This window comes from Massilia sp. Bi118 (assembly GCF_918697865.1).
Taxonomy (GTDB): Bacteria; Pseudomonadota; Gammaproteobacteria; order Burkholderiales; family Burkholderiaceae_D; genus Telluria.
In genome coordinates this window covers 207859-231425 of record NZ_CAKKMV010000006.1, presented here as the reverse complement: position 1 = coordinate 231425, position 23567 = coordinate 207859, and the positions used below count along the sequence as shown (strand labels likewise).

Annotated in this window: 19 protein-coding genes; 10 read left to right on the top strand and 9 right to left on the bottom strand. The window is 67.1% G+C overall.

Features of this window, described 5'->3' with window-relative positions:
* The first annotated feature begins 11 nt into the window (after window positions 1-11).
* Together LQV39_RS11185 and LQV39_RS11180 are read left to right on the top strand one after the other, a co-directional pair.
* Window positions 12-248, top strand: a complete 237-nt coding sequence (locus LQV39_RS11185; protein ID WP_230025426.1) for an MAPEG family protein — start codon at window positions 12-14, stop codon at window positions 246-248.
* Between the two features lie 78 nt (window positions 249-326).
* The gene (locus LQV39_RS11180) at window positions 327-689 is read left to right on the top strand and encodes a hypothetical protein (protein ID WP_230025424.1); all 363 of its coding nucleotides are present in this window, start codon (window positions 327-329) and stop codon (window positions 687-689) included.
* Here LQV39_RS11180 and LQV39_RS11175 read toward each other — a convergent pair.
* The gene (locus LQV39_RS11175) at window positions 686-1276 is read right to left on the bottom strand and encodes a molybdopterin-dependent oxidoreductase (protein WP_230025422.1); all 591 of its coding nucleotides are present in this window, start codon (window positions 1274-1276) and stop codon (window positions 686-688) included. The two genes, LQV39_RS11180 and LQV39_RS11175, sit on opposite strands and share 4 nt — an antisense overlap.
* Window positions 1277-1327: 51 nt before the next feature.
* Between LQV39_RS11175 and LQV39_RS11170 the strand changes: the two genes are divergently transcribed.
* Together LQV39_RS11170 and LQV39_RS11165 are read left to right on the top strand one after the other, a co-directional pair.
* The gene (locus LQV39_RS11170) at window positions 1328-1924 is read left to right on the top strand and encodes an alpha-ketoglutarate-dependent dioxygenase AlkB (RefSeq protein ID WP_230025420.1); all 597 of its coding nucleotides are present in this window, start codon (window positions 1328-1330) and stop codon (window positions 1922-1924) included.
* A gap of 182 nt (window positions 1925-2106) precedes the next feature.
* Window positions 2107-2628, top strand: a complete 522-nt coding sequence (locus tag LQV39_RS11165) for a porin family protein (protein WP_230025418.1) — start codon at window positions 2107-2109, stop codon at window positions 2626-2628.
* An 83-nt stretch (window positions 2629-2711) separates the two neighbouring features.
* Here the strand turns inward: LQV39_RS11165 and LQV39_RS11160 are convergent, their stop codons facing one another.
* The 4 genes from LQV39_RS11160 to LQV39_RS11145 all read right to left on the bottom strand — a co-directional run bounded on the left by LQV39_RS11160 (window position 2712) and on the right by LQV39_RS11145 (window position 7868).
* Window positions 2712-3251: a transposase gene (locus tag LQV39_RS11160; RefSeq protein WP_230025416.1), complete on the bottom strand. Its 540-nt coding sequence runs from the start codon at window positions 3249-3251 to the stop codon at window positions 2712-2714.
* 225 nt (window positions 3252-3476) lie between these two features.
* Window positions 3477-5144 (bottom strand): energy-dependent translational throttle protein EttA, encoded by a 1668-nt coding sequence (ettA, locus tag LQV39_RS11155; protein WP_230025414.1) that lies wholly within the window; start codon window positions 5142-5144, stop codon window positions 3477-3479.
* Window positions 5145-5322: 178 nt separating this feature from the next.
* Entirely contained in the window at window positions 5323-6201 is an 879-nt protein-coding gene (gene rarD, locus LQV39_RS11150; RefSeq protein ID WP_230025412.1) for an EamA family transporter RarD, read from the bottom strand.
* Between the two features lie 77 nt (window positions 6202-6278).
* Window positions 6279-7868 carry a hypothetical protein gene (locus LQV39_RS11145; protein WP_230025410.1) on the bottom strand — a complete coding sequence of 530 codons (1590 nt, stop codon included), beginning with the start codon at window positions 7866-7868 and terminating at the stop codon, window positions 6279-6281.
* A 111-nt stretch (window positions 7869-7979) separates the two neighbouring features.
* Here LQV39_RS11145 and LQV39_RS11140 point away from each other — a divergent pair, with 111 nt between their 5' ends.
* The 3 genes from LQV39_RS11140 (at window position 7980) to LQV39_RS11130 (ending at window position 12647) form a co-directional block, all read left to right on the top strand.
* Window positions 7980-10142, top strand: coding sequence for a hypothetical protein (locus tag LQV39_RS11140; RefSeq protein WP_230025408.1), 2163 nt, complete (start codon window positions 7980-7982; stop codon window positions 10140-10142).
* Window positions 10143-10221: 79 nt separating this feature from the next.
* A complete protein-coding gene (locus LQV39_RS11135) occupies window positions 10222-12099 on the top strand; it encodes a potassium transporter Kup (protein WP_230025406.1) in 1878 nt (625 codons plus the stop codon).
* Window positions 12100-12206: 107 nt separating this feature from the next.
* On the top strand, window positions 12207-12647 hold the full coding sequence (locus tag LQV39_RS11130; protein ID WP_230025403.1) for an FKBP-type peptidyl-prolyl cis-trans isomerase: 441 nt from the start codon (window positions 12207-12209) through the stop codon (window positions 12645-12647).
* A gap of 4 nt (window positions 12648-12651) precedes the next feature.
* On the opposite strand, the gene LQV39_RS11125 is transcribed toward LQV39_RS11130, so the two are convergent.
* Genes LQV39_RS11125 through LQV39_RS11110 form a run of 4 tightly spaced genes read right to left on the bottom strand, consistent with a single transcriptional unit; the run spans window position 12652 to window position 19489 of the window.
* Window positions 12652-15066: an ABC transporter permease gene (locus tag LQV39_RS11125; protein ID WP_230025401.1), complete on the bottom strand. Its 2415-nt coding sequence runs from the start codon at window positions 15064-15066 to the stop codon at window positions 12652-12654.
* Between the two features lie 9 nt (window positions 15067-15075).
* Window positions 15076-17484 (bottom strand): ABC transporter permease, encoded by a 2409-nt coding sequence (locus tag LQV39_RS11120; RefSeq protein ID WP_230025394.1) that lies wholly within the window; start codon window positions 17482-17484, stop codon window positions 15076-15078.
* 10 nt (window positions 17485-17494) lie between these two features.
* Window positions 17495-18175 carry an ABC transporter ATP-binding protein gene (locus LQV39_RS11115; protein WP_230025387.1) on the bottom strand — a complete coding sequence of 227 codons (681 nt, stop codon included), beginning with the start codon at window positions 18173-18175 and terminating at the stop codon, window positions 17495-17497.
* Between the two features lie 30 nt (window positions 18176-18205).
* Window positions 18206-19489, bottom strand: a complete 1284-nt coding sequence (locus LQV39_RS11110) for an efflux RND transporter periplasmic adaptor subunit (RefSeq protein ID WP_230025380.1) — start codon at window positions 19487-19489, stop codon at window positions 18206-18208.
* A 208-nt stretch (window positions 19490-19697) separates the two neighbouring features.
* Between LQV39_RS11110 and LQV39_RS11105 the strand changes: the two genes are divergently transcribed.
* The 3 genes from LQV39_RS11105 (at window position 19698) to LQV39_RS11095 (ending at window position 23554) form a co-directional block, all read left to right on the top strand.
* Window positions 19698-21065 carry a sigma-54 dependent transcriptional regulator gene (locus LQV39_RS11105; RefSeq protein WP_230025374.1) on the top strand — a complete coding sequence of 456 codons (1368 nt, stop codon included), beginning with the start codon at window positions 19698-19700 and terminating at the stop codon, window positions 21063-21065.
* Window positions 21055-22284: a PAS domain-containing sensor histidine kinase gene (locus tag LQV39_RS11100; RefSeq protein ID WP_230025367.1), complete on the top strand. Its 1230-nt coding sequence runs from the start codon at window positions 21055-21057 to the stop codon at window positions 22282-22284. Before LQV39_RS11105 ends, LQV39_RS11100 begins: the two co-directional genes overlap by 11 nt.
* A 211-nt stretch (window positions 22285-22495) precedes the next feature.
* Entirely contained in the window at window positions 22496-23554 is a 1059-nt protein-coding gene (locus tag LQV39_RS11095) for a hypothetical protein (protein ID WP_230025361.1), read from the top strand.
* Window positions 23555-23567 lie beyond the last annotated feature (13 nt).

The window sequence follows — 23567 nt, the reverse complement described above, 5'->3', positions numbered from 1 at the left end:
GCGCGCAGCGGGTGCAGGCCAATACCCTCGAGCAGCTGCCGCTGGTGCTGGCGCCGCTGTGGCTGTGTGCTTATTATTTGGGCGATACCTGGGCGGCGGCCGGCGCGCTGCTGTGGTGCCTGGGGCGCATCCTGTATGCGCTGGGCTATTACCGCGACCCGAGCAAGCGCGAAGCCGGTTTTATTATCGGCATGCTGGCTTGCGGCGCCCTGGTCGCTGGCAGCGTGTTCGGATTGCTGTTGCAGTAGAGCAAAAATTCAGCAAGCTCACGTCGACAAAGTTCCCGTAGTGCAATAAGCTGGGAAGTCTAGACCACGGAGGATCGCATGCTGTTTTTGAAGAGTACCAGCGTTACCAAGGCGCCGGGCATTTACGAAGTCGACGTCGCTGCCAAACCGCCGGGCAAGACCTTCGGCGTCTTCCTGGCTACCGACCCGGACAATCCGCCGCAAGCCGTGCTGGCCGCGCTGCAGGAACTCGGGTTCAAGAACACCCATCAGCAAGGCTATGTCCACAAGGACAAGGGCAAAGTACTCGACATGCACTTCCAGAAAGACGGCACCGATCTGTTCAATGGCTGGAAGACCGATGAGTGCGCGAGCAACCTGGCGGCGCTGGATACGCTGTTCGGTAACTTTGGCGTCACAGTCGCGCCGCGGGTCATGAGCCTGGCGGAAGCCTACGCTTAAGACTTCACCTCGATGTGATACAGCGCCCAGGGGCAAGCCGCAAAGCGCTGCCCCAGCGGCAGCTTTGCCATGTCCGGCGCCCGGTCGGCGTCGTAGACAGCCCATAGCGGTCCCAATCCTCCCAGCGGCATCGGCTTGCCGTCCACGTGCGTGGCGATGACGAAGCGCCTTGCGCGCGCCTGCGCCAGCGGCAGCTCGACGTTGTAGCCGTCCACCGCGCGCAGCACCAGCACCGTCTTGTCCTCCAGTCTGGCGCCGGCGCGTGCCAGCACGTCTTCCAGCAGCGGTCCGCGCAGCATATGTGGCCTGGCGTCGTATTCCAGTGTCGGTTTGATCGTCTGTGCCGGCAGCGCGCGCAAGGCGGCATCGTCGAACACCCAGGCCTTGCGGAAGCTGACGCCGTGCTTGTGCATCATCTGGTCGAGCGCCGGGTCGAAGGGGCCGCGGTTGCTGTGGTCGATGTTGCCGGTGATCGTCAGCAGGGCCGGCCCGTCCGGCGGCGCCGGCTGGGAGGCTGCCGCGGCCCGGCCTGCAAGCGGGACGGCGCCGGCCGCTGCCGCCGCGCCGAGGAACTGGCGTTTGTTCATGCGAAAATATCCTGGTTATGGAATCTTGCCATCATACCTAGACTTACCTGCATGGATCTGTTTTCCGACGAGGCCAAATTGCAGGCCATCCCGATCGAGGATGGTGAACTGGCGCTGCTGCACCGGCTCCCTATGCCGCTGAGCAATGCCGAGATCTTCGCGCGCCTGGTCAATGACACCGCCTGGCGCCACGAGACCATCGTCGTCTACGGCAAGCGCCACCTGCAGCCGCGCCTGACCGCCTGGCATGGCGAAGCCAGCTATACCTATTCCGGCCTGCGCCTCGAAGCGCTGCCGATGACACCGCTGCTCGCCGAGCTGCGCAGCGCCGTCGAAGCCGCCACCGGCCACCGCTATAACAGCGTGTTGCTGAACTATTACCGGGACGGCGCCGACAGCATGGGCATGCACAGCGACGACGAGCCGGAACTGGGCCCGCAGCCCGCCATCGCCTCGCTCAGCTATGGCGCCAGCCGGACCTTCCTCCTGCGCCACAAACGCAGCAAGCGCACGCTGAAACTCGAGCTCGCCGACGGCAACCTGCTGCTAATGGCGGGATCCCTGCAGCGGCACTGGCTGCATGGGATCAACAAGACTGCAAAACCGGTCGGCGCGCGGCTCAATCTCACTTTTCGCTACATCGCTTAATTACTAAGCATTTGTAGTCAATATCAGTGATTTTATTACTGAATAATGGGTCAGTAAGTTACATGTTCTTACAGTTCTTACGAAATGGGCACTGACTTAAGCATTTGGCAGCTGATATCTTGACCACATCGCGATTCACTTTCGCATCGCGACTCAGTCAAACCAAATAAAGGATGCCGAATATGAAAAAGCTCATCGTTGCACTGATCGCAGGCGCCGCCATGACCGCTGCCCAGGCCCAGAACTTCACCACCGACCAGCCGCATGCCTATGTTGGCGTGGGCGTGGCCTCGGCCAAGAACATCCAGTCGGACGACTACAAGGCCGGCGGCAAGCTGTACGGCGGCTACGAATTCAACCGCACCTGGGCTGCTGAAGCCGGCTACACCGATTTCGGCGACCATGACGCCGCCGGCGGCACCACCAAGGGCCACGGCACCTATATCGCCGCCAAGGCCACCGCGCCGGTGAACGACCAGTTTGCCGTGTACGGCAAGGTCGGCGTGCAGCACAGCGAGCGCAAGTTCGACAGCGCGGCCCTGAACCTGAAGGACACCGATACCGGCGCCTACGGTGCGCTGGGCGTGCAGTACAAGCTGAACCAGAAGGTTGCGCTGACTGCCGAGTATGAGCGCTATGGCAAGGAGAAGGACATCGGCGCCAAGGCTAACGTTTGGACTGTTGGCGCGCATTACAACTTCTAAGAGGTCGGCGTAACGCTGACGTCATGCGTGGGCACGGGGTGCCTACAGGAACATCAAAGGGCCTTCGCGGGCCCTTTTTGCTTTTACAGGGGGAGCTGCGCCGATGGGTGGAGCGGACCCGTCCAAGGCGGTGGCGCCAGCGGCGGCTGCGGCGCGTCGAATCCGGCGGCAACGAAGCGGTGCAACGAGGACCAGGGCCAGTCGGAGGCGTGCTGGCAAAAGCCGTGGCGCATCGGATTGCTGTGTACGTAGTCGATCAGGGCCGCGTATTCGTTGTCGTCGCCGACGCGGTAATCGCGGTAGTGGCGCTCCCAGATCGCGGCGTCGGCCGCGCTCGCCAGCGCCAGTCCGGTCTTGTGCAGTGCTTTGGAAAAGGCGATCTTGACCGCGCGCCAGCGTGTGGCGCAATCGTGGTCGCCGGGAGGCAGGGTCCAGATCGCATGCGCGTGATCGGGCAGCACTACCCAAGCATCGACGTGGAAGGGTTTGCGGATCCGGGCCTGGCGCATGGCTTCGCCGAAGGCCGAGAAGTGGTCCGTCAACAAAGTGCTATTCCGGTCCAGCAGGCGCACCGTGAAAAAGTACGTCATGCCGGGAACGCGGTTATCGCGGTAACGTGTCATGAATGATCGTGGCGTGAGCCGACCTCAACGACGCCTGATTCTACACATGAGATGGAAATCGGGCCGATCCATTTCCGCGCGAAAAAATCGAGGCACGCACATCCGGGAAACCAGGCTTCAGGATTGTCCACATGCGCTGCTATCGCCAGCGAAGAGCGAAAAAAAAGCTCCCCGCAGGGAGCTTTTGTGGTGCAAACGCTACTAAAGCGCTGCGATGCAGCCAACTCAGGTAGTGAGCGGCTTGTAGCGGATACGCTTCGGCTTGGCGCCTTCTTCGCCCAGGCGCTTCTTCTTGTCGGCTTCATATTCCTGATAATTGCCGTCGAAGAAGGTGACTTGCGAGTTGCCCTCGAAAGCCAGGATGTGCGTGGCGATACGGTCGAGGAACCAGCGATCGTGGGAGATCACCATCACGCTGCCGGCGAATTCCAGCAGCGCATCTTCGAGCGCGCGCAGGGTTTCGACGTCGAGGTCGTTCGACGGTTCGTCCAGCAGCAGGACGTTGCCGCCTTGCAGCAGGGTCTTGGCCAGGTGCAGACGGCCGCGTTCGCCGCCCGACAGGTTGCCGACCACCTTCTGCTGGTCCGCGCCCTTGAAGTTGAAGCGGCCGAGGTAGGCACGCGACGGCATCTCGAAGCGGCCGACGCTCAGCATGTCGGCGCCGCCGGTGACATCTTCGAACACGGTCTTGTTGTTGGCCAGGTCGTCGCGGCTCTGGTCGACCAGCGAGACTTTCGCCGTCTGGCCGATGTGGACTTCGCCGCTGTCCGGCTGCTCTTTGCCGGCGATCATCTTGAACAGGGTCGACTTACCGGCGCCGTTCGGGCCGATGATGCCGACGATGGCGCCCGGCGGAATCGTGAACGACAGGTTGTCGATCAGCAGGCGGTCGCCGAAGGCTTTGCTGACGTTCTTGAACTCGATGACGTCGTTGCCCAGGCGCTCGGCCACGGGGATGAAGATCTCCTGGGTCTCGTTGCGCTTCTGGTATTCGTATTCGCTCAGCTCGTTGAAGCGGGCCAACCTGGCCTTCGACTTGGCTTGCCGCGCCTTCGGATTCTGGCGCGACCATTCCAGTTCCTTCTGCAGCGCTTTCTGGCGGGCCGACTCGGTGGCTTCTTCCTGCTTCAGGCGGGCCTGCTTCTGGTCCAGCCAGGACGAGTAATTGCCCTTCCATGGAATGCCCGAACCGCGGTCCAGTTCCAGGATCCATTCGGCGGCGTTGTCGAGGAAGTAGCGGTCGTGGGTGATGCCGACCACGGTGCCCGGGAAGCGCAGCAGGAACTGCTCCAGCCACTCGACCGATTCGGCGTCCAGGTGGTTGGTCGGCTCGTCCAGCAGCAGCATGTCCGGCTTGCTCAGCAGCAGCTTGCACAGCGCCACGCGGCGCTTTTCACCGCCCGACAGCACGGCGATCTTCTGGTCCCAGGGCGGCAGGCGCAGCGCGTCGGCGGCCATTTCCATCTGCAGGTTCAGGTTGCCGCCGTCGGCCGCGGCGATGATCGATTCCAGGCGCTCCTGCTCCTTGGCGAGGGCGTCGAAATCCGCGTCTTCATCGGCATAGGCGGCGTACACGGCCTCCAGCTTGGCTTGCGCCTCGAAGGCTTCGCCGAGGCCGCTTTCCACTTCCTGGCGCACGGTCTTTTCCGGATCCAGCTGGGGTTCCTGCGGCAGGTAGCCGATGTTCAGGCCCGGCATCGGGCGCGCTTCGCCCTGGATATCGGTGTCGATGCCGGCCATGATCTTCAGCAGGGTCGACTTGCCGGAGCCGTTCAGGCCCAGCACGCCGATCTTCGCGCCCGGGAAAAAGGACAGCGAAATATCCTTCAGGATCTGCCGTTTCGGTGGGACGATCTTGCCCACGCGGTTCATGGTGTAGACGTAATTGGCCATGTGATAGGTGTAATTCGGTGAGAAATAAGGACGACAGGATACTGTAAAAATTCGGGGTCAGAGCACATTTTCGGCTCGGCGCCGCTTGGAAGCTTGCCGAAAAATGTGCTCTGACCCCAAATTGAAGAAATTGCTCGAAAAAGTGCTCTGACCCCGAATTATTCTGACCCCGAATTATTCAAGCTTTGGCCGGGGTGGGGCGGCGCAGCAGGCCTTCGGCGGCGAACAGGGCGAGGGCGGCCCAGATCAGTGCGAAGCCGACCAGGCGGTCCGGCGTAAACGGTTCGTGGAACAGCCAGACGCCGAGCAGGAATTGCAGGGTCGGCGACAGGTATTGCAGCAGCCCCAGCACGGACAAGGGGATCTGGCGCGCGCCCGAGGCGAACAGCAGCAGCGGGATCGCGGTGATCGGCCCGGCCGCCATCAGCAGCAGCTGGGTCGAGGTCGATTCCGTGTTGATGAAGGCGTTCTGGCCGTTCATCGTCAGCCAGACCACATAGGCGGCCGCCACCGGGAACAGCACCATGGTCTCGAACGACAGCCCCTCCAGCGCGCCCAGCGCGGCGGTCTTGCGCAGCAGCCCGTAGCCGCCAAAGGAAAAGGCCAGCGCCAGCGCGATCCACGGCACGGTGCCCGCCTGCCAGGTCAGCCAGGCCACGCCCAGCGCCGCCACGGCGATCGCCGCCCACTGCGCCGGCCGCAATCTTTCTTTCAGCAGCAGGTAGCCGAGCGAAATGTTCACCAGCGGATTGATGAAGTAGCCCAGGCTGGCTTCGATTACGTGATTATTGTTGACCGCCCAGATATAGATCAGCCAGTTCACGCTCAGCAGCACGGCGGAGGCGATGAAGCTGCCGAGTATGCGCGGCTGGCGGGCGACAGCGAGCCAAGCCCATTGCCTGCGCACGGCCAGCACGATCAGCAGGAACAGCAGCGACCAGAGCATGCGGTGCGCCAGGATCTGCATTGGCGGCACCTCGCCGATGGCGTGGAAATACAGCGGGAACAGGCCCCAGCACAGGAAGGCCGAGGCGGCGGAAAGGATGCCGGTACGCATGGGGGACGGTGTGTCGATTGCAGGACCGACATTATCCCCGATCTAAAAAAGCGCCGCCGGCGATCCCCTGATTCGGATTATTTGCCGATCGCGAACAGGATCGCGTTATTGATCGCGTACACGGTCCCGTCCGCGCCGATCGCGGTCGGCGTGTAGGACTCGCCCAGGCCGCTGGTCAGGCGGATTTTCTGGCTCAGCGTGTTCGAGCTCAAGTCCCAGCGGTACAGCCAGCCATCCTCGCTGTTGATCAGGATGGACTTCGTGAAGGGATCGACCGCGGCCGTGTTGATACACCATTCGACCACACCGCCCGGGAAGTCGGGGTCAAGCGTCACGCCCATCACAGCCAGCACTTCCTTCATGACCGGGACCGAAGGCGCCACCAGGTCGGGCTGGCTGGCATTGGGATCCAGCACCGCGACCTTGTTGCGCGAATCGCCGCTGCCCGCGCGGCCATAGTTGTTGTACTTGGTGGTAAGCAGGTACTTGGACGGACCGGCATAGCCGGGCACCATCGATGCCGGGACGATCGAGGCCGTGTCGTCCCAGCCGAAGGAACCCGGGGTTTTGCTTTGCGCCAGCGCCGCATCGAAATGCAGCAGCCAGCCGCGCCCATTGTGCTGGTTCTGCGTGGTCTCGAGCACGCCGAAGAAGACTTCGCCGTCCGGGCCGATGGTGGGCGAGGCCGTGCTGTCGTCGGACACGCGCGCCGGCTGCTTGGTTTGCGGATCGAGCAGCAGGACTTTCGACTTCGCCTGCAGCGTGGCGGCGTCCAGCGCGACCAGATAGCCCTTCGAACTCGGTCCGTTGACCGCCACGTATAGCGTCTTCTGGTCGGGCGACAGGGCGGGGGCGCTGTTCATCGCCGCCTTGTCGACGGCATCGTCCTGCGCCAGCGTGCTTGCGGCGACCCAGCTGCCGGCGCCGTTCGCGCCGATGCGGGCGATGCCGCCCTTCAGGCCCGCCGGATTCGAGGGCAGGGCGCTGAAGCCGAAATACAGATTGCCCTGCGTGTCCGCCGTGATGGGCGTGTTGATGAAGACCGAGGCGTCGAACGCGCCCTTGGCGCCGTTGTAAGTGGATTCACCGTAGAACACCAGGCTCTTCACGGGGCCATTGGCCGCATCGGGGGCGTCGCGCAGCATCAGCTTGCCGCCCGCGCCGGGGAAGGCCAGCTGGTTGCCGGCGGTGAGGGTGAGGTTGTAGCTCGGCGTCCAGCGGTGCGCCGGCATGATGTAGTCGCTGTCCAGGGTCCAGGCCAGCGCGCCAGTGCGGCCGTCGTGCGCTTCGATGCGGTACAGCTCCTGCACGCCGCGCTTGACCGGCACCAGCACGGTGTTTTTCGTGGTGATGGCCGGCGAGCCGTAGTGCACCAGCAGATAGCCCTGGGCGCTGTACTGCGGCGCCATGTCCACCGCGGTGCGCCAGGCGATGCGCGCCAGGTCCTGGGTCGCCACCTGCGCCTGGGCCGCATGCTGCGCGTCGCCGCCGAAGCCCAGCCAGGCTGGCCCATTGACCGGCGTGCCGCCGCCGCCGACCGGAGGCGGATTGGCCACCACCGCCGGCGAGCCGCCACCACTGCCGCCGCAGGCGACCAGCACGGCGCAGGCGAGGGTGGCAAGGGCCGCCAGGCGGCGGGCATGCGGGTTGGCTGCAGCGATCGGCATGGCGTCTCCATTGTTGAAGTTTTGCTCACAGCTTGCCGAAAGCGCCTAAAAATTGCAACCTGGCATGAGGGCTCGGCTACACTTTATTCAGTTCGACAACAGGATTTATCCATGACGCGTTTCCGCTGCTGCTTTCTGGTCCTGCCGCTGGTGCTGTGCGCCGGCGCGCAGGCAGCGGCGTCCGCAGCACAAACAGCGCAAACAGCACAAACAGCGCAGCCGGTCCGGCTACGCTATCCGCTGCTGTTCGCGGCCCAGGTGCCGCCGCAGCACGATCACGCCACCCGCTTTTCCGCCTTCGCCAACCACCTGCCCGGTATCGAGGCCGCGCCACGCGGCGGCGACCTGATGCTGCGCTACCCCGACGGCAAGCTGCGCAACCTGACTCGCGAGGCCGGCTTCGGCAGCGAGGGCGAGCAGGGAGACAAGGCCATCGCCGTGCGCGAGCCGGCGGTGCACTGGGATGGCAAGCGCGCCCTGTTCAGCATGGTGGTCGGCAGCGGCCCGCGGGCGTTCTGGCAGGTGTACGAAGTGGCAGGCCTGGGAGCGGGCGAGCAGGTCCGCATCCAACAAGTGGCGGGACAGCCCCCGGATGCGAACAACCTGTCGCCCTTCTACGCCACCGATGGCCGGATCCTGTTCACCTCGGACCGGCCGCGCAGCGGCTTGCCGCACCTGTATCCGCAGCTGGACGAATACGAGGCGACGCCGACTACCACCGGCATCTGGAGCCTGGACCCGGCCAGCGGCCGGCTGCGCATCCTGAACCACACGCCGAGCGGCGCCTTCAGCCCCTTCGTGGACAGCTATGGCCGCATCGTGTTCGTGCGCTGGGACCATCTGCAGCAGGACCAGCTGGCCCAGCGCGACCGCGACGCCCAGGGCAATGGCGTCGCGCTGCCCTTCAAATCCTTCAACTACGCCGGCGAAGCCGCCAATGCGCCGGCGCTGGCCACGCGCGCCGAGACCTTCCCCGAATCGCGCACCGGCGGCAGCGGCCCCTACGGCGCGGTGAGCGCCTTCACCACCAATTTCTTTACCGCCTGGCAGATGGAGCAGGACGGCAGCGGCGAGGAGACCTTGAACCACATCGGCCAGCACGAGCTGTCCTTCGGCCATTTCATTCCCAGCTTCCGCGACGATCCCAACCTCTCTAGCCGCAGTGTCGACCGCCTGCACGCCAACCGCAGCAGCGTGCGCCGCGAGGGCGGCCTGTTCCAGCTGGCCGAGGATCCGCGCCGGCACGGCAGCTATCTCGCGATTGCGGCGCGCGACCGCGACACCTATGCCACCGGGCAGATCGTGCGCCTGAGCGGCGCGCCCGGGCTGGATGCGGAGCGGATGACGGTGGCGCCGGTGACGGCCGGGCATCCCGGCGACGCGCTGCCGACGGGGCGCTTCCGCAATCCGCTGGCGTTGGCCGACGGCGCGCTGGTGGCCAGCCATGCGCCCGAAGTCGACGCGCCGGCGCCGGACCGGCCGCTGGCCGGCTTGCGGCTGGTGCGCCTGGTGCGCGGTGGCGACGGCCTGTATCGCGCCGGCGCTCCGCTCACGGCGGGCATCCGGCGCGCCCTGTGGTGGCGCGGCGCGCATGGCCGCCAGGCGTGGTCGGGCGAATTGTGGGAGATCGAGGCGGTCGAGCTGAGGCCGCGCGCGCGTCCTGTGCGTGCGCGCAGCGGGCTGGAGGCGCCGGAGCGCGCGGTGCTGGCCGCCGAAGGCGTGGACGAAGCAAGCTTGCGGCGCTGGCTGACCACGCGCGGCCTGGCGCTGATCGTCACGCGCGACCAGACCAGCCGCGATCGGGCAGAATTGCAGCAGCCTTTCAACCTGCGCGTGCCGGGCGGCATCAGGACGGTGTCGCAGGATAAGCCGGGCGGGCGCACCTACGACATCGCGCACTTCCAGCTGTTCCAGGGCGACCAGGTGCGGGCCTACCCGGGCCGCCCCGGACGGCGCGTGCTGGCCAAGGCGCTGCACGAGGCGGTGAATCCGGCCAATCCGGGCGGACCGCCGGGGAGCGTGCGGATCGCCCGCGACGGTTCGACTGCGGCGCTGGTGCCGGCCGGGCGCGCCCTGACCTGGCAGACCACCGACCCGCAAGGCACGGCGGTGGTCCGCGAACGCAACTGGATCAGCTTCCAGGCGGGCGAGATGCGGGTCTGCGCCTCTTGCCACGGCGTCAACCAGCGGGATCAGGCGGGGCGGTTTGCGCCCCTGAACCAGCCGGAAGCGTTGCGGGATTTGCTCAAATGGTGGAAAACCTTGCCGAAATGAGGCCCGCACCATGAAAGATTTGCATTTTTCTTGACGATATCTTATGGTGCGGTGCACCAGAACAAGCAATGGTGACATCTTGAGTGAGCAACACAAGAAAAGCAGCCTCGCGGCACTGACCCTGGCTGCCGTCGGTATCGTCTACGGCGACATCGGCACCAGCCCGCTGTACACGCTGAAAACCATCTTCGACCCGACCCACGGCCTGCCCCTGAGCACGCCGAACCTGCTCGGCATCGTCTCCCTGATCTTCTGGGGCCTGACGATGATCGTCTCGCTCAAGTACGTGACCCTGGTGCTGCGCGCCGACAACCGCGGCGAGGGCGGCATCATGGCCCTGATGGCGCTGGCCCTGAATTCCGTCACCCGCCACTCACGCTGGCACTATGTGCTGATGATCATCGGCGTGTTCGGCGCCACCATGTTCTACGGCGACAGCGTGATCACCCCGGCGATTTCCGTTCTGGGCGCGATCGAGGGCCTGGAAGTGGCCACGCCCGGCCTCGAAAAATGGGTCGTGCCGCTGACCATCGTGGTGCTGGTGATCCTGTACAGCGTGCAGCGCCATGGCACCGCCGGCATCGGCCGCTTCTTCGGCCCGATCATGATCGTCTGGTTCGCGGCCCTAGCCATCATGGGCGTGATCAACATCGTCGAGGCGCCGGTGATCCTGCAGGCCCTGAACCCGCTGCACGCCTTCGAATTCATGCTGCGCAACCGCTTCATCGCCTTCGTCGCGCTGGGCGCGGTGGTGCTGTCGCTGACCGGCGCCGAGGCCCTGTACGCCGACATGGGCCACTTCGGCAAGAAGCCGATCCGCGCGGCCTGGTTCATGGTCGTGTTCCCGGCGCTGGCCCTGAACTACCTGGGCCAGGGCGCGCTCTTGATCATGCACCCGGACGCCGTCGAAAACCCCTTCTTCCACCAGCTCGGCAGCTGGAGCGTGCTGCCGCTGGTGGTGCTGTCGACGATGGCCGCGGTGATCGCCTCGCAGGCGACGATTTCCGGCACCTTCTCGATGACCAAGCAGGCCATTGCCCTCGGCCTGCTGCCGCGCATGCGCGTGATGCACACCTCGGAAAGCGAGATCGGCCAGATCTACATCCCGGCCGTCAACTGGCTGCAGCTGGCGGTGGTTCTGATCGCGGTGGTCGGCTTCGGCTCGTCGGATAAACTGGCCGGCGCCTACGGCATCGCGGTGACGGCGACCATGTTCGCCACGACGATTCTCACCTTCTTCGTGACACGCTACCGCTGGCACCTGCCGCTGGCGCTGTGCTTCGGCGCGACCGGCTTCTTCATGATCATGGACATCATGCTGTTCTCGGCCAGCACCCTCAAATTGCTGCACGGCGGCTGGTTCCCGCTGCTGCTGGGCGCGATCCTGCTGACCATCATGCTGACCTGGAAGCGCGGCCGTGAGCTGGTGTTCGAGAACCTGGAAAAGCACGCGATCCCGCTCGAGGACTTCCTGCAATCGCTGTTCGTCGGCCCCCCAAGCCGCGTGGCCGGCACCGCGATCTTCCTGCGCGGCGAAACCGACGGCGTGCCGCACGCCCTGCTGCACAACCTGCTGCACAACAAGGTGCTGCACGAGCGCGTCGTGTTCCTGACGGTGCACATCCGCGAAGAACCCTATGTGCCGGAGTCGGAGCAGGTCGAGGTGGTGTCGCTGGGCCACAACTGCTTCCAGCTGAACGTCAGCTACGGCTTCAAGGACGAGGCGAACATCCCCGACATCCTGCGCCTGTGCGCCTTGCAGCAGCTGGAATTCGAGATGATGGAGACCTCCTTCTTCATCGCGCGCCAGACCGTGATCTCGGTGCCGGGATCGGGCATGATGCCGTGGCGCGAGCACCTGTTCGTGCTCATGCAGCGCAACGCCCGCACCGCCGCCGACTACTACCAGATCCCGGCGAATCGCGTGATCGAGCTGGGCACGCAGGTAGAAATTTGAACGTCTTATTTAGACAAAGCCGTACAAATTTGGCATAGACAGCCACAGTGACTCCTTGGTATGGTCGAAGTTTCCCTAGTTAAACTTCAATCTGTACGAGGATTACCATGAAACTGTTGTCCTTCCCGCTGGCAGCCGCCTTCGCCGCCGTATTGAGCCTGTCCGCCTGCGGCGGCGGCGGTGGTGGTGATTCCGGTAGCAACGTCGTCGTTGCCAACCCGGCCGCCCTGACCAAGACCGACACCGTGGTCGGCACCGGTACTGAAGCCGTCAACGGCAAGAACGTCACGGTCACCTACACCGGCTGGCTGTACAGCACCACCGCGGCCGGCAACAAGGGCGCCCAGTTCGATACCGGCAGCTTCAGCTTCCTGCTCGGCGCGGGCAAGGTCATCGCCGGTTTCGACCAGGGCGTGGCGGGCATGAAGGTGGGCGGCAAGCGCACCGTGCTGATCCCGTCGAACCTGGGCTACGGCGCCAGCGGCAGCGGCTCGATCCCGCCGAACGCCGGCCTGGTGTTCGACATCACCCTGACCGCGGTCCAGTAAGCCTTCACTCCCGCAGCGCCAGCGCCGGCCGGATCCGCACCGCGGCCAGCGTGTGGCGCAGGGTCGATCCCAGCGTCACCGCGCAAGCCAGCAGCAGCGCGGCAACGATGGTCCAGGCGCCGATCGGCGCCCGTTCCGCAAAGCTTGCCAGGTAGCGCTGCATGGCGACCCACGCAAAGGGCAGCCCGGCCACGGCGCCGGCGCCCACCAGCAGCGCGAATTCGCGCAGTACCAGGCCGCCCACCGCCATCCCGTTCGCCCCATACAGCTTGCGCAGCACGATCTCGCGTTCGCGCCGCTGCACGCTGTAGGCCGCCAGCACATAGATGCCGAAGGCCGCGATCGCCATCGCGATCACGCTGGATGCCGCCAGCAGCTTGGCCAGGCGCAGGTCGTCGGCATAAAACTCCTCGACGATGAAGCTGTCCATGTGCACCACGCTCACCGGCTCGTTGGGGAAGTGGCGCGGCCAGATCTCCTCGATCGCATGCTTCACCGCCACCGGGTCGCCGCTGCAGCGGATCGTCAGGATCCGCACCCGGTCGCGCAGGTAGAACACGCTCGGCTGCGCGCCCTCGCGCGCCGAACGGTGCCGGATGTCCGGCGCCACCCCCACCACCTGCATTTGCCGGTCCTCGTTGTCGGTACCCTGGATCACCTTGCCGACCGCATCGTGCGGGCTGGCGAAGCCGAACTTGCGCGCCGCCGAGGCGTTGATCACCACCCGGTCGGTCTGGTTCATGCGGTCCAGCGCCGCGCTGTACAGGCGGCCCGCCACCGGCTTCAGGCCGTACACGTCGAAGAATTCCGGGCTCACCGAATACTGGTTGACGTCGGTCGCCTGGCCGCCTTCGCGGCGCAGCGTGGTATAGGCGTTGGTGAAGGTGACCGGCGTGCTTGACTCGGCCACGTTCGCCACCCCGGGCAGGCGCAGCACTTCGTCGCGGAAGGCGCGCAGGCGCGGGTCGCGCATGTCGTTCCCGGCCGGCAGCGTCAGCAGCGGGCGCGGATCGAAGCCCGGGCTGAGCGTGCTGGCGTAATGGGTTTGCCAGGCCACTGCCAGCGTGGTGCCGGTCAGGCCCATGGCCACCGCGAACTGCAGCGCGGTGAGGGAACGCCGCAGCCACAGGCCGCGCGCGGTCTCGGTGCCGTTGCGGCCGGCCAGAGCGGCGCTGGCGCGCACCCGCAGCGCCGACCAGGTCGGCCAGGCGCCGGCCGCCACGCCCAGCAGCACGCCGAAGGCCAGGGCGCCGGCGATCGCACCCGGGCTGAACATGGTATCGAAGCGGCGCTGCACCAGGTCGGCAAACAGCGGCAGCACCAGCCAGGCCAGCAGCAGACCGAGCACGGTGGCGATCAGGCACACCAGCACCGATTCGGCCAGGAACTGGCGCGCCACCGCCGGCGCCGAAGCGCCCAGCACCTTGCGCATGGCGATCTCGCGCTGGCGCGCCAGGGTGCGGATGGTGGCGAGGTTGACGTAGTTGGTCGCCGCCAGCAGCAGGATCAGCAGCGCCACCACGGCCAGTCCCAGCATCGCCTGGCGCTCGCCGTGAATCGGCGAGTGATCCGTCGTGTCGGGGTCGAGGTAGGCATCGGCGATCGGCCCGAGCTTGTACTCGATCAGGTCGCGCCCGCCGAGCGCCGCGACCTGCTCGGCATAGTCGCGCTGCACCAGCGATGAGGCACGCAGGCCGCGCCTGACGGCTTCCAGCACGGCTTGCGGATCGGCGTCGGGCAGCAGTTTCAGGTAGACCCGGCCGGCCGTGCCGCCCCAGGTGTTCCTGAAATTCTTGATGGAGGGCCAGACCGTGCCGCCGCTGCCCGCCAGCGCCTCGTAGGGCAGGGTGGTAGCGGCCGGCTGGTCGGCCACCACCGCCGCCACCAGATAAGTCTGGCGGTCATTCTGCAAGGTCTTGCCGACCACGTCGGCGCGCCCGAACATCTTGATAGCGGCGTCCCGCGTCAGCGCCACCGCATCCGGGCGGGTGAGTGCGGCGTGCAGGTCGCCGGCCAGCACTTTCGGCGCGAAGATCTTCTCGAAGTCCGGGTCGACCAGGGCCACGCCCAGCGTGCCGACGATGTCGCCGGCGCGCACGTCGAAGCTGACGCCGGAGACGGCGCTGGCCAGCAGCGGCTGGCCGCTCGCCAGCGCCGCGTCGCGCGCCGGCAGGCTGACGCCGTCGGACCACCCGGTGCCGATCGCTTCCACGTTCCAGTGCTGCATCAGCCGCATCACGCGCTCGCGCTCCGGCACGTTCTCGTCATAGGAAAAGGAATGGCGTACGAAGCCGAGCAGCAGGAAGCACACGGCAATGCCCACCGCCAGGCCGAACACCACCACCGCCGAATACGCCGGTTCCTTCACCAGTAAGCGCCAGCCGATGCGGAAATCGCGCAGGCTTGTTTTCATCGTCATGCCGTGTCCTTATTCGCGCAGCGCCAGCGCCGGGCGGATCCGCACCGCCGCCACCGTATGGCGCAGGGTCGAGCCCAGCGCCACCGCGCCCGCCACCAGCAGTGCGCCGACGATGGTCCAGGCGCCGATTGGCGCGCGTTCGTTGAAGCCGGCCAGGTAGTTCTGCATCGCCAGCCAGGCCGGCGGCAGCCCGATCAGGGCGCCGGCGCCGATCAGGGCCAGGAACTCGCGCATCACCAGGCTGCCCACCGCCGCGTTGCCGGCGCCGTACAGCTTGCGCAGCACGATCTCGCGGGCGCGCCGCTGCACGCTGTAGGCCGCCAGCACGTAGATGCCGAAGGCCGCGATCGCGGTCGCGATCACGCTGGATGCCGCCAGCAGCTTGGCCAGGCGCAGGTCGTCGGCGTAGCTCAGGGCGAAGCTGCTGTCGACGCGCTTCACGTCGATCACGTCGTTCGGAAAATAGCGCGGCCACATTTCCTCGATGGCGCGCTGCACCGCTTCCATCTGGTGTGCGCTGCGCACAGTAAAGGTGCCGATGCGGTCCGACAGGAAGTAGACGGTCGGCTGCATCGGTTCGTGTGCCGAGCGGTGGCGGATATCGGGGGCGACGCCGACCACCTGCATCGGATCTTCGCCGTTCGGCTGGCGGATGGTCTTGCCGATCGCGTCCTGGGCGCTGGCGAAGCCGAACTTGCGGGCCCCGGATTCGTTGAGCACGATCTTGTCGCCGTCTTCGAGCTTGTCACGTGAAGGCTCGTAGAGGCGGCCCGCCACCGGCTTCAGGCCGTACACGCCGAAGAATTCCGGACTCACGCGGAACCAGTTGATCTCGATCGGCTGGCCGCCGTCGCGCTGCAGCGCGGTGCTGTTGAAATTGAGGGTGACCGGGTAGTCGGTCACGCCGACGCTGTCCACGCCCGGCAGGCGCACCAGGGCATCGCGGAAGCTGCGCTCGTTGGCGTCGCGCAGGTCGCCGCTGGTGCGCACCACCAGCAGCGGACCCGGATCGAAGCCGGGATCGAGGGTGCTGGCGTAGTGCGTTTGCCAGGCCACGGCCAGGGTCATGCCGGTCAGGCCCATCGCGGTGGCGAACTGCATCACCGTCAGCACGCGGCGCAGCCACAGGCCGCCGGCGGTCTCAGCGTTGCCACGGCCGGACAGGGCGGCGGTGGGACGCACCTTCAGCGCCGACCAGGTCGGGTAGGCGCCGGCCAGCACGCCCAGCAAGGCGCCCAGCAGCACCGACAGGCCCAGCGAGGCGGGCGTGAACATGCGGTCCAGCTTGCGCTGCACCAGGTCGGAGAACACCGGCAGCAGCAGCCAGGCCAGCAGCAGGCCGATGGCGGTGGCGATCAGGCACACCAGGACCGACTCGGCCAGGAACTGGCGGCTGACCGCGCCGGCGCTGGCGCCCAGCACCTTGCGCACCGCGATCTCGCGCTGGCGGCGCAGGGTGCGCACGGTGGCCAGGTTGACGTAGTTGGTGGCGGCCAGCACCAGGATCAGGATCGCCACCGCGGCCAGGCCGAAGATGGTCTTGCGGTCGGCGTGGGTACTGGAGGTGCCGCCGATGTCGGGATCGAGATAGGCGTCGGCCAGCGGCCCGAGGCGGAAATCGATCATGTCGCGCCCGTTCAGCGAGGCCTTCTGCGCCGCCGTCTGGCGCGAATAGAAGTTCGAGGCCAGCATCGCGCGGCGCACGCCGTCGGCCACCGCCTGCGGATCGGCGCCGGGGCCGAGCTTGATGTAGACCCCGCCGTGCGACGAGCCCCAGTTGGTGGTGACCAGCTGGCGGTATTCCTGCTTCCAGATCGTGGTGGCGCTGCCGGCCAGCGATGCGTAGGGCAGGGTGGTGGCGGCCGGCTGGTCGGCCAGCACCGCCAGCACACGATAAGGCTGGCCGCCGATTTCGACCGTCTTGCCGAGGGCGTCCTGGCCGCCGAACAGCTTGGTGGCGGTCTCGCGGGTCAGGGCCAGCGCGTCCGGACGCGCCAGTGCGGCGTCGAGGTCGCCGGCCAGCACCTGCGGCGCGAAGATGCGGCGGAAGTCCGGATCGACCACGACCACGTTGATGGTCTGCACATGGGCGCCGATCTTGACGTCGATGTCGCGCGAAATGAAGGAGGTAGCCTGCAGCGGCACGCCGCTGGCGATGGCGCCGTCGCGCGCCGGCAGGCTGGCCGAATCGCTCCATTTGCCGTCGGCGGTGGAGATATTCCAGCGCTGCATCAGGCGGTAGACCTGTTCGCGCTGCGGCACGTGGCGGTCGTAGGACAGCGAGTGATTCACGTAGCCGAGCAGCAGGAAGCAGGCGCAGAAGCCCACCGCCAGGCCGAGGATCACGACCGCGGAAAAGGCCGGTTCCTTGACCAGCAAACGCCAGCCGATGCGGAAATCCCGCAAGTTGATTTTCATGGTGCTCTCCTCAAGCCGCCTGCAGGGCGTCGACCACCACGCGGCCGTCCAGCAGGTGCAGGGTGCGCGAGGCCTGGGCCGCGTGCGCCGGCGAGTGGGTCACCATCACCACCGTCGTGCCCTCGGCGTTAATCTGGCGCAGCAGGCGCATGACTTCGTCGCCGTGCGCGGTGTCGAGGTTACCGGTCGGTTCGTCGGCCAGCAGCATGGCGGGACCCGCCACCAGCGCGCGCGCGATCGCCACGCGCTGCTGCTGACCGCCGGATAGTTGCGAAGGACGGTGGCCGGCGCGGTGCGCCACGCCCAGGCGCTGCAGCATTTCCTGCACGCGGCGCTTGCGCTCGGCGGCCGGGGTGCCGGTGTATTCCAGCGCCAGCTCGACGTTCTCGTACACGCTCAGCTCTTCGATCAGGTTGAAACTCTGGAAGATGAAGCCGACCTTCCCGCGGCGCAGCGCATTCAGGCGCGCCTCGCTCCAGCCGGCCACGTTCTGGCCCTCGAACCAGTATTCGCCGGAAGTCGGCACGTCCAGCAGGCCGAGCACGCTGAGCAGGGTCGACTTGCCGCAGCCGGAGGGCCCGGTGATGGCGACGTATTCGCCGGCCGCGATGTCGAGGTCGATACGGTCGAGGGCCGTGGTTTGCACTTCGCCCGCGTGGTGGACTTTGCTGACGCCTGAGAGTTTGAGCATGCTGGAATCCCTGTTCTGTGAGTGTGAGTTTTACTTGGTGAGCTGCAGCCGCTCGGCCTTGCCGAATGGTGCGTAGCTGGAAATGACCACGTTTTCGCCCGGCGCCAGGCCGGACAGCACTTCGATCTGGGCGTTGTTGCGGCGCCCGAGTTTGACGCTGCGCTTCTCGACCCGCTCGCCGTCGCGCCCGACCACGAACACCCAGGCGCCGCCGGTGTCGTTCACGAAGGCGCCGTTCGGCAGCAGCATGGCCTTGGCCGGCTCGCCCAGGGTCAGCTGGGCGTCCATGCTCTGGCCGGGGCTGATCACCCCGGGTTGGGCACCCAGGAACACCATCTCGGCGGTGAAGCGGCCCTCCTTGATTTGCGGGTAGACGGTGGCGACCTTCAGCGCAAAGGACTTGCCGTCCTGGGTGACGGTCCCCAGGCGGCCGACCGTCAGGCGGCTCAAATAAAACTCGTCGACCTGGGCGCTGAGCTTGAAGTGCTGCGGATCGTCGATGCGGCCGATGTGCTGGTCCGGGCGCACGGTCTGGCCGACCAGCATGCGGAAGTCGGTCAGCACGCCGTCGGCCGGGGCGCGCACGGCCAGCGCGTCGACGGTGGCGCTGACCAGCTTCAGGCCCGACTGCAGGCCGTGCAGGCCGCTGTCCAGCTGGTCCAGCGCGCGGTCGCGCACTTTCTCTTCGCTGGCGACGGCGCGCTTTTCCTCGTCCAGCGCGCGCTGCTGCTGCGCCAGTTTATCCGCCGACTCTTCGAGCGCCACGGCGGAGATGAAGCCTTGCGCTGCCAGCCGCTGGTTGCGCGCGTGCTGCTTCCGGGCCTGGCTCAGTGCGAATTCGAGATCCGACTGGCGGCGCTGGTGGTCGGTGCGTACCGCTTCCTGGGCCACGCGCAGCTGGGCCGCGTTGAAGATCTGCTGCGAGTACTCGGTCTGGCGCGCCAGCAGCTCCAGGTTGCGCTGCGGGTTCGAGAGCCGGAACAGCAGGTCGCCCTTTTTGACGGCCTGGCCGTCCTTCGCGAACACCTCCTCCACACGGCCGCTCTCCACCGAGTCGAGGATGATCGAATTCAGCGGCTCGGCGGTGGCGCGCACGACGATATCGTCGCGGAACACGCCCTGTTCGACTCTGGCCAGGCGCACGTCGCGGCTGGCTACCTGCAGGCCGTGCGGGACGAACTGCCAGCCGGCCCAGGCCAGCACGCCGGTCACGGCGCAAGCGACGGCGATGCGCTTGAACAGCCGGCCGCGCCGTTTGGGGACGACGGTGTCCATGGCGGCGCCGGTGACGGCGGGAGGAGGAATGTGGTCCATGTGATGCGATGCGTTGAACGATGATGTGATCCCTTTTGCAAGTGCCGTGCCAGGCCGTTTTTACGCGCTTTTTGCTTGGTTTTCGGGGTCTGTCCGCTCCACCTGTCCGGATCCGGACAGCTATGCATGTGCGCTAGCGGACAGGCGTCCGCGGCGGCCCCTGCCAACGGTCGCCGGCCGGGTTAGGCGCTGCTAGAATGGCAACACAATGGCCGACTCCGCCCACATCCTGATCCTCGACGACGACACCGACGTCGCCTATGCCGCCCAGATGCTGCTGCGCCGCCGCCATGGCCGGGTGGCGACGCTCGACGATCCCGCGCGTTTATCGAACCTGCTGGAGGCCGGCGCACCGGACGTGGTCCTGCTCGACCTGAACTTCACGCCCGGCCGCATCGACGGCGCGGAAGGCCTGGCGGTGCTCGACCGCCTGCGCGCGCTGGCGCGGCCGCCCGCCGTGATCGCCCTGACCGCCTACGCCGACGTGCCGCTGGCCGTCGAGGCGCTGAAACGCGGGGCCAGCGATTTCATCACCAAGCCCTGGGACAACGCGAGACTCATCGCCGCCGTCGACAGCGCGCTGGCCCGGCGCAGCGCGGCTGCCGGTGCGGCCGCCACCAGTGGCCTGATGGGCGATTCGAACGCGATGCGCGACGTGAAGTCGATGATCGCCAGCGTCGCGCCCACCGAAGCGAATGTGATGGTGCTGGGCGAGAACGGCGTCGGCAAGGAACTGGTGGCGCGCGCGATCCACGCCGCATCGAGCCGCGCCGGCGCCACCTTCCTCGCGGTGGACATGGGCGCGCTGCCCGAATCGACCTTCGAGAGCGAATTGTTCGGCCACCGCAAGGGCTCCTTCACCGATGCGCGCAGCGACCGTGCCGGGCGCTTCCAGGCGGCGCGCGGCGGCAGCCTGTTCCTCGACGAAATCGGCAACATGCCTTTGGGAGCCCAGGCGAAGCTGCTGACGGCGCTGGAGCGGCGCGAAGTCACGCCGATCGGCGCCGACCGTCCGGAAGCGATCGACGTGCGCATCGTCAGCGCCACCAACCTCGATGAGGCGCGCCTGTTCGACCCAGGCGTGTTCCGTCCCGACCTGCTGTTCCGCCTGAACACCATCGTGATCCGCGTGCCGCCGCTGCGCGAACGGCGCGATGACGTGCCGGGGCTGCTGCACCATTACCTGTCGCTGTACGAGGCGCAGTACCGGCGCCCGGTGCGCGAGCTGGCGCCCAGCGCCCAGGAGCGCCTGTGTGCATGGTCCTGGCCCGGCAACGTGCGCGCCCTGCGCCATGCCTGCGAACGGGCCGTGATCCTGGCTGCGCAGGACGAATACCGCTACGAGGATTTCGGGCTGGCGATGCCGGCGCCGGCGGCGCTACCCGAGGCGCCGGCACGCCTGGCCGCCGTCGCCGCGCATGAGGGCGCCGACGGCGAATTCCGCCTCGGCGCGCTGGAACGCGAGACCATCGCCGCGGCCCTCGACAAGGCCAAGGGCAATATCAGCCTGGCGGCGCGCATGCTGGGCCTGAGCCGCGCCGCGCTGTACCGCAAGCTGGGCAAGCATGGCATCTGAAGCGCGCCTGAAGGCAGGCGCTGTGCTGGCGCTGGCCGGCGTCGCCCTGCTGGCCTTCGGCGCCGGCGCAATGCACGATTCGCCGCGCCTGACGGTGCTGTGCGGCCTGGCCGCGTTGCCGCTGGCTTTTCATTTGTGGCGCAGCCTGGACCGGCTGGCCGCGTTGCAGCATACCCCGCCCGCACCGGCTTCCGGACTGCCGATCGAGCAGCAGGCCCTGCTCGACAATGCGCTGGCGCTGGAAGCGCGCCTCGAGCACACCCCGGTGGCCCTGTTCCGCATCGACGGCGCCGGCGGCGAGGGTCAGGCGGCGCCGCTGAATGGCAATGCCCGTAAACTGGTGGCGCCGGGCCGCGCCAGCGATCCGGCCGCTCTGTACCGCCAGCTGGCGGCGCAGCCTGGCGAGCAGCGCGCCTTGATCGATTTCGACACCGAGCGCGGCACCGAGCGCGCGCTGCTGGCGGTGTCCTCGATCACCCTGCAGGGCAGGCCGCAGCGGCTGGCGGCCCTGATGCCGGTCGAGAGCGAGCTGGAAGCGGAAGCCCTGCACGCCTGGCGCCAGCTGGTGCACGTGCTGACCCACGAGATCATGAATTCGCTGACGCCGGTGGCCTCGCTGTCGCATACGGCCTACGGCTTGCTGGGCGAGTTCCGCGGCGCGCTGCCGGAGGACGTCGGCACGGACCTGAGCACCGCGCTCGACGCCATCCGGCGCCGCGCCGACAGCCTGGTCGATTTCGTCGCCAGCTACCGCAGCCTGTCGAACGTGCCGGCCGCGCGTCCGGAGCGGGTGCGCCTGGATGCGCTGTTCGAGCGCGTGTCCGCCCTGGTGGGGCCGGCCTGGCGTGCGCGCGGCGGCGAGGTCCACTTCTCGGTCGAACCGGCCTCGCTGGAATTGATGGCCGACCCGGGCCAGCTCGAGCAGGCCCTGATCAATCTGCTCAAGAACGCCTTCGAAGCGACGGGCGGCGGCCCGGGGCAGGCCTGGGTGGCGGCAAGGCTGGTGCGCGGCGCGCGCCTGCGCATCGAAGTCAGCGACGACGGCCCCGGCGTGCCGGAGGGGCTGGCGGCCCATATCTTTACGCCCTTCTTCACGACCAAGAAGCAGGGCGGCGGCATCGGCCTGGCCATGGTGCGCCACCTGGTGCACGAGAACGGCGGCACGGTGCGCCATGCGCGCTCGGTGGGACGCGGCGCGCGCTTCGTTCTCACTTTCTAAGAGCGCCCAACAAAACCTCCATGGCGGCGTTGCAGCGTCTCGCCGTACTGGCGTACTGTCTTCGCCGCTGCGCCTTGCCCTGAAGGCTTTGTTGGACGCTCTGAAAAAGCTTACTGCGCACGCCTGATCTGGCGCAGGCCGGCCTTATGCGGGCGGCGTATCGTTGGCAGCCTGATGTCCGGAGCCCGCCATGCGCTTGATGATGCTTGTCTTGTTACTGTTATTTTGTCCGGCCGCGCTGGCCCAGGGGAGCTATAGCGCGACCTTCCTGCCCGCGAATTTCCAGGCCTTGGCCATCGACGATGCCGGCCGCGTCGCCGGCCGCGGCACGGATCCCAACGGCAATGCGGTCGCCTTCGTGTGGACCGCCGGCAGCCTGGTCTTCCTGCCGGCGCCGGCGCTGCCGCCTGACGGGCAAACAGTCGTGGCCAACGCCATCGACGGCGGTGTGGCGGCGGGCGCCTGGCAGTCCGGCGGGATGACGCGCGGCTTCGTCACCATCGGCGGCGCCAGTCAGGACACCGGCACGCTGTACGGCGGCGACACCGCCGCCTGGGGCGTCAACGCGGCCGGGCAGGCGGTCGGCGAATCGCTGGACGCCGACGGCAACAGCCGCGCCTTCCTGTACAGCGGCGGCGGCATCGTCGACCTCGGCACCCTGGGTGGCGCTACTGCCCAGGCGCGCGACATCAACAACGCCGGGGCGATCGTCGGCGGCGCCCAGCCGGGGCCGGACTTTCCGGACGACGGCGCCCACGCTTTCCTCTACAGCGGCGGCGTGATGACCGACCTCGGTACCCTGGGCGGCGGCTTCAGCTGGGCGAATGCCATCAACGAGGCGGGGCAGGTGGCGGGCTACAGCCTGATCGCCGGCGACACGGCCTTCCACCCCTTCCTGTACAGCGGCGGCGCGATGCTGGATCTCGGTTCGCTGGGCGGCGACTACGCCGAGGCGCGCGCGCTCAACGAGGCCGGGCTGGTGGTGGGCCTCGCCAGCCTGCCGGGCTTCGGCTTTTCGCACGCCTTCCTGTACGCGGAGGGCAGCCTGCTGGACCTGAACCTGCTGGCCGAGGGCCTGGGCGACTTCACGCTGACCGAGGCGGTCGGCATCAACGGGCAAGGCCAGATCATCGCCAACGGCTGCAACGAGTTCGGCTTTTGCGCGCCGGTGTTGCTGACGCCCGTGCCCGAGCCGGCGCAATTGTTCCTGCTGCTGGCAGGGCTGCCGCTGCTGTCGCGCCGTCTGCTGCGCGCCACGAAACGCGAATAGCCACTATGCTAAG

What these genes read in the sequence shown, in the direction of transcription:
- LQV39_RS11105 (WP_230025374.1), top strand. Translation starts at nt 19,698, where the DNA reads ATGGCCGACTCCGCCCACATCCTGATCCTCGACGACGACACCGACGTC.
- LQV39_RS11165 (WP_230025418.1), top strand. Translation starts at nt 2,107, where the DNA reads ATGAAAAAGCTCATCGTTGCACTGATCGCAGGCGCCGCCATGACCGCT.
- LQV39_RS11170 (WP_230025420.1), top strand. Translation starts at nt 1,328, where the DNA reads ATGGATCTGTTTTCCGACGAGGCCAAATTGCAGGCCATCCCGATCGAG.
- LQV39_RS11145 (WP_230025410.1), bottom strand. Translation starts at nt 7,868, where the DNA reads ATGCCGATCGCTGCAGCCAACCCGCATGCCCGCCGCCTGGCGGCCCTT.
- LQV39_RS11100 (WP_230025367.1), top strand. Translation starts at nt 21,055, where the DNA reads ATGGCATCTGAAGCGCGCCTGAAGGCAGGCGCTGTGCTGGCGCTGGCC.
- LQV39_RS11175 (WP_230025422.1), bottom strand. Translation starts at nt 1,276, where the DNA reads ATGAACAAACGCCAGTTCCTCGGCGCGGCGGCAGCGGCCGGCGCCGTC.
- LQV39_RS11120 (WP_230025394.1), bottom strand. Translation starts at nt 17,484, where the DNA reads ATGAAAATCAACTTGCGGGATTTCCGCATCGGCTGGCGTTTGCTGGTC.
- LQV39_RS11130 (WP_230025403.1), top strand. Translation starts at nt 12,207, where the DNA reads ATGAAACTGTTGTCCTTCCCGCTGGCAGCCGCCTTCGCCGCCGTATTG.
- LQV39_RS11140 (WP_230025408.1), top strand. Translation starts at nt 7,980, where the DNA reads ATGACGCGTTTCCGCTGCTGCTTTCTGGTCCTGCCGCTGGTGCTGTGC.
- LQV39_RS11110 (WP_230025380.1), bottom strand. Translation starts at nt 19,489, where the DNA reads ATGGACCACATTCCTCCTCCCGCCGTCACCGGCGCCGCCATGGACACC.
- LQV39_RS11160 (WP_230025416.1), bottom strand. Translation starts at nt 3,251, where the DNA reads ATGACACGTTACCGCGATAACCGCGTTCCCGGCATGACGTACTTTTTC.
- LQV39_RS11115 (WP_230025387.1), bottom strand. Translation starts at nt 18,175, where the DNA reads ATGCTCAAACTCTCAGGCGTCAGCAAAGTCCACCACGCGGGCGAAGTG.
- rarD (WP_230025412.1), bottom strand. Translation starts at nt 6,201, where the DNA reads ATGCGTACCGGCATCCTTTCCGCCGCCTCGGCCTTCCTGTGCTGGGGC.
- LQV39_RS11125 (WP_230025401.1), bottom strand. Translation starts at nt 15,066, where the DNA reads ATGACGATGAAAACAAGCCTGCGCGATTTCCGCATCGGCTGGCGCTTA.
- LQV39_RS11180 (WP_230025424.1), top strand. Translation starts at nt 327, where the DNA reads ATGCTGTTTTTGAAGAGTACCAGCGTTACCAAGGCGCCGGGCATTTAC.
- ettA (WP_230025414.1), bottom strand. Translation starts at nt 5,144, where the DNA reads ATGGCCAATTACGTCTACACCATGAACCGCGTGGGCAAGATCGTCCCA.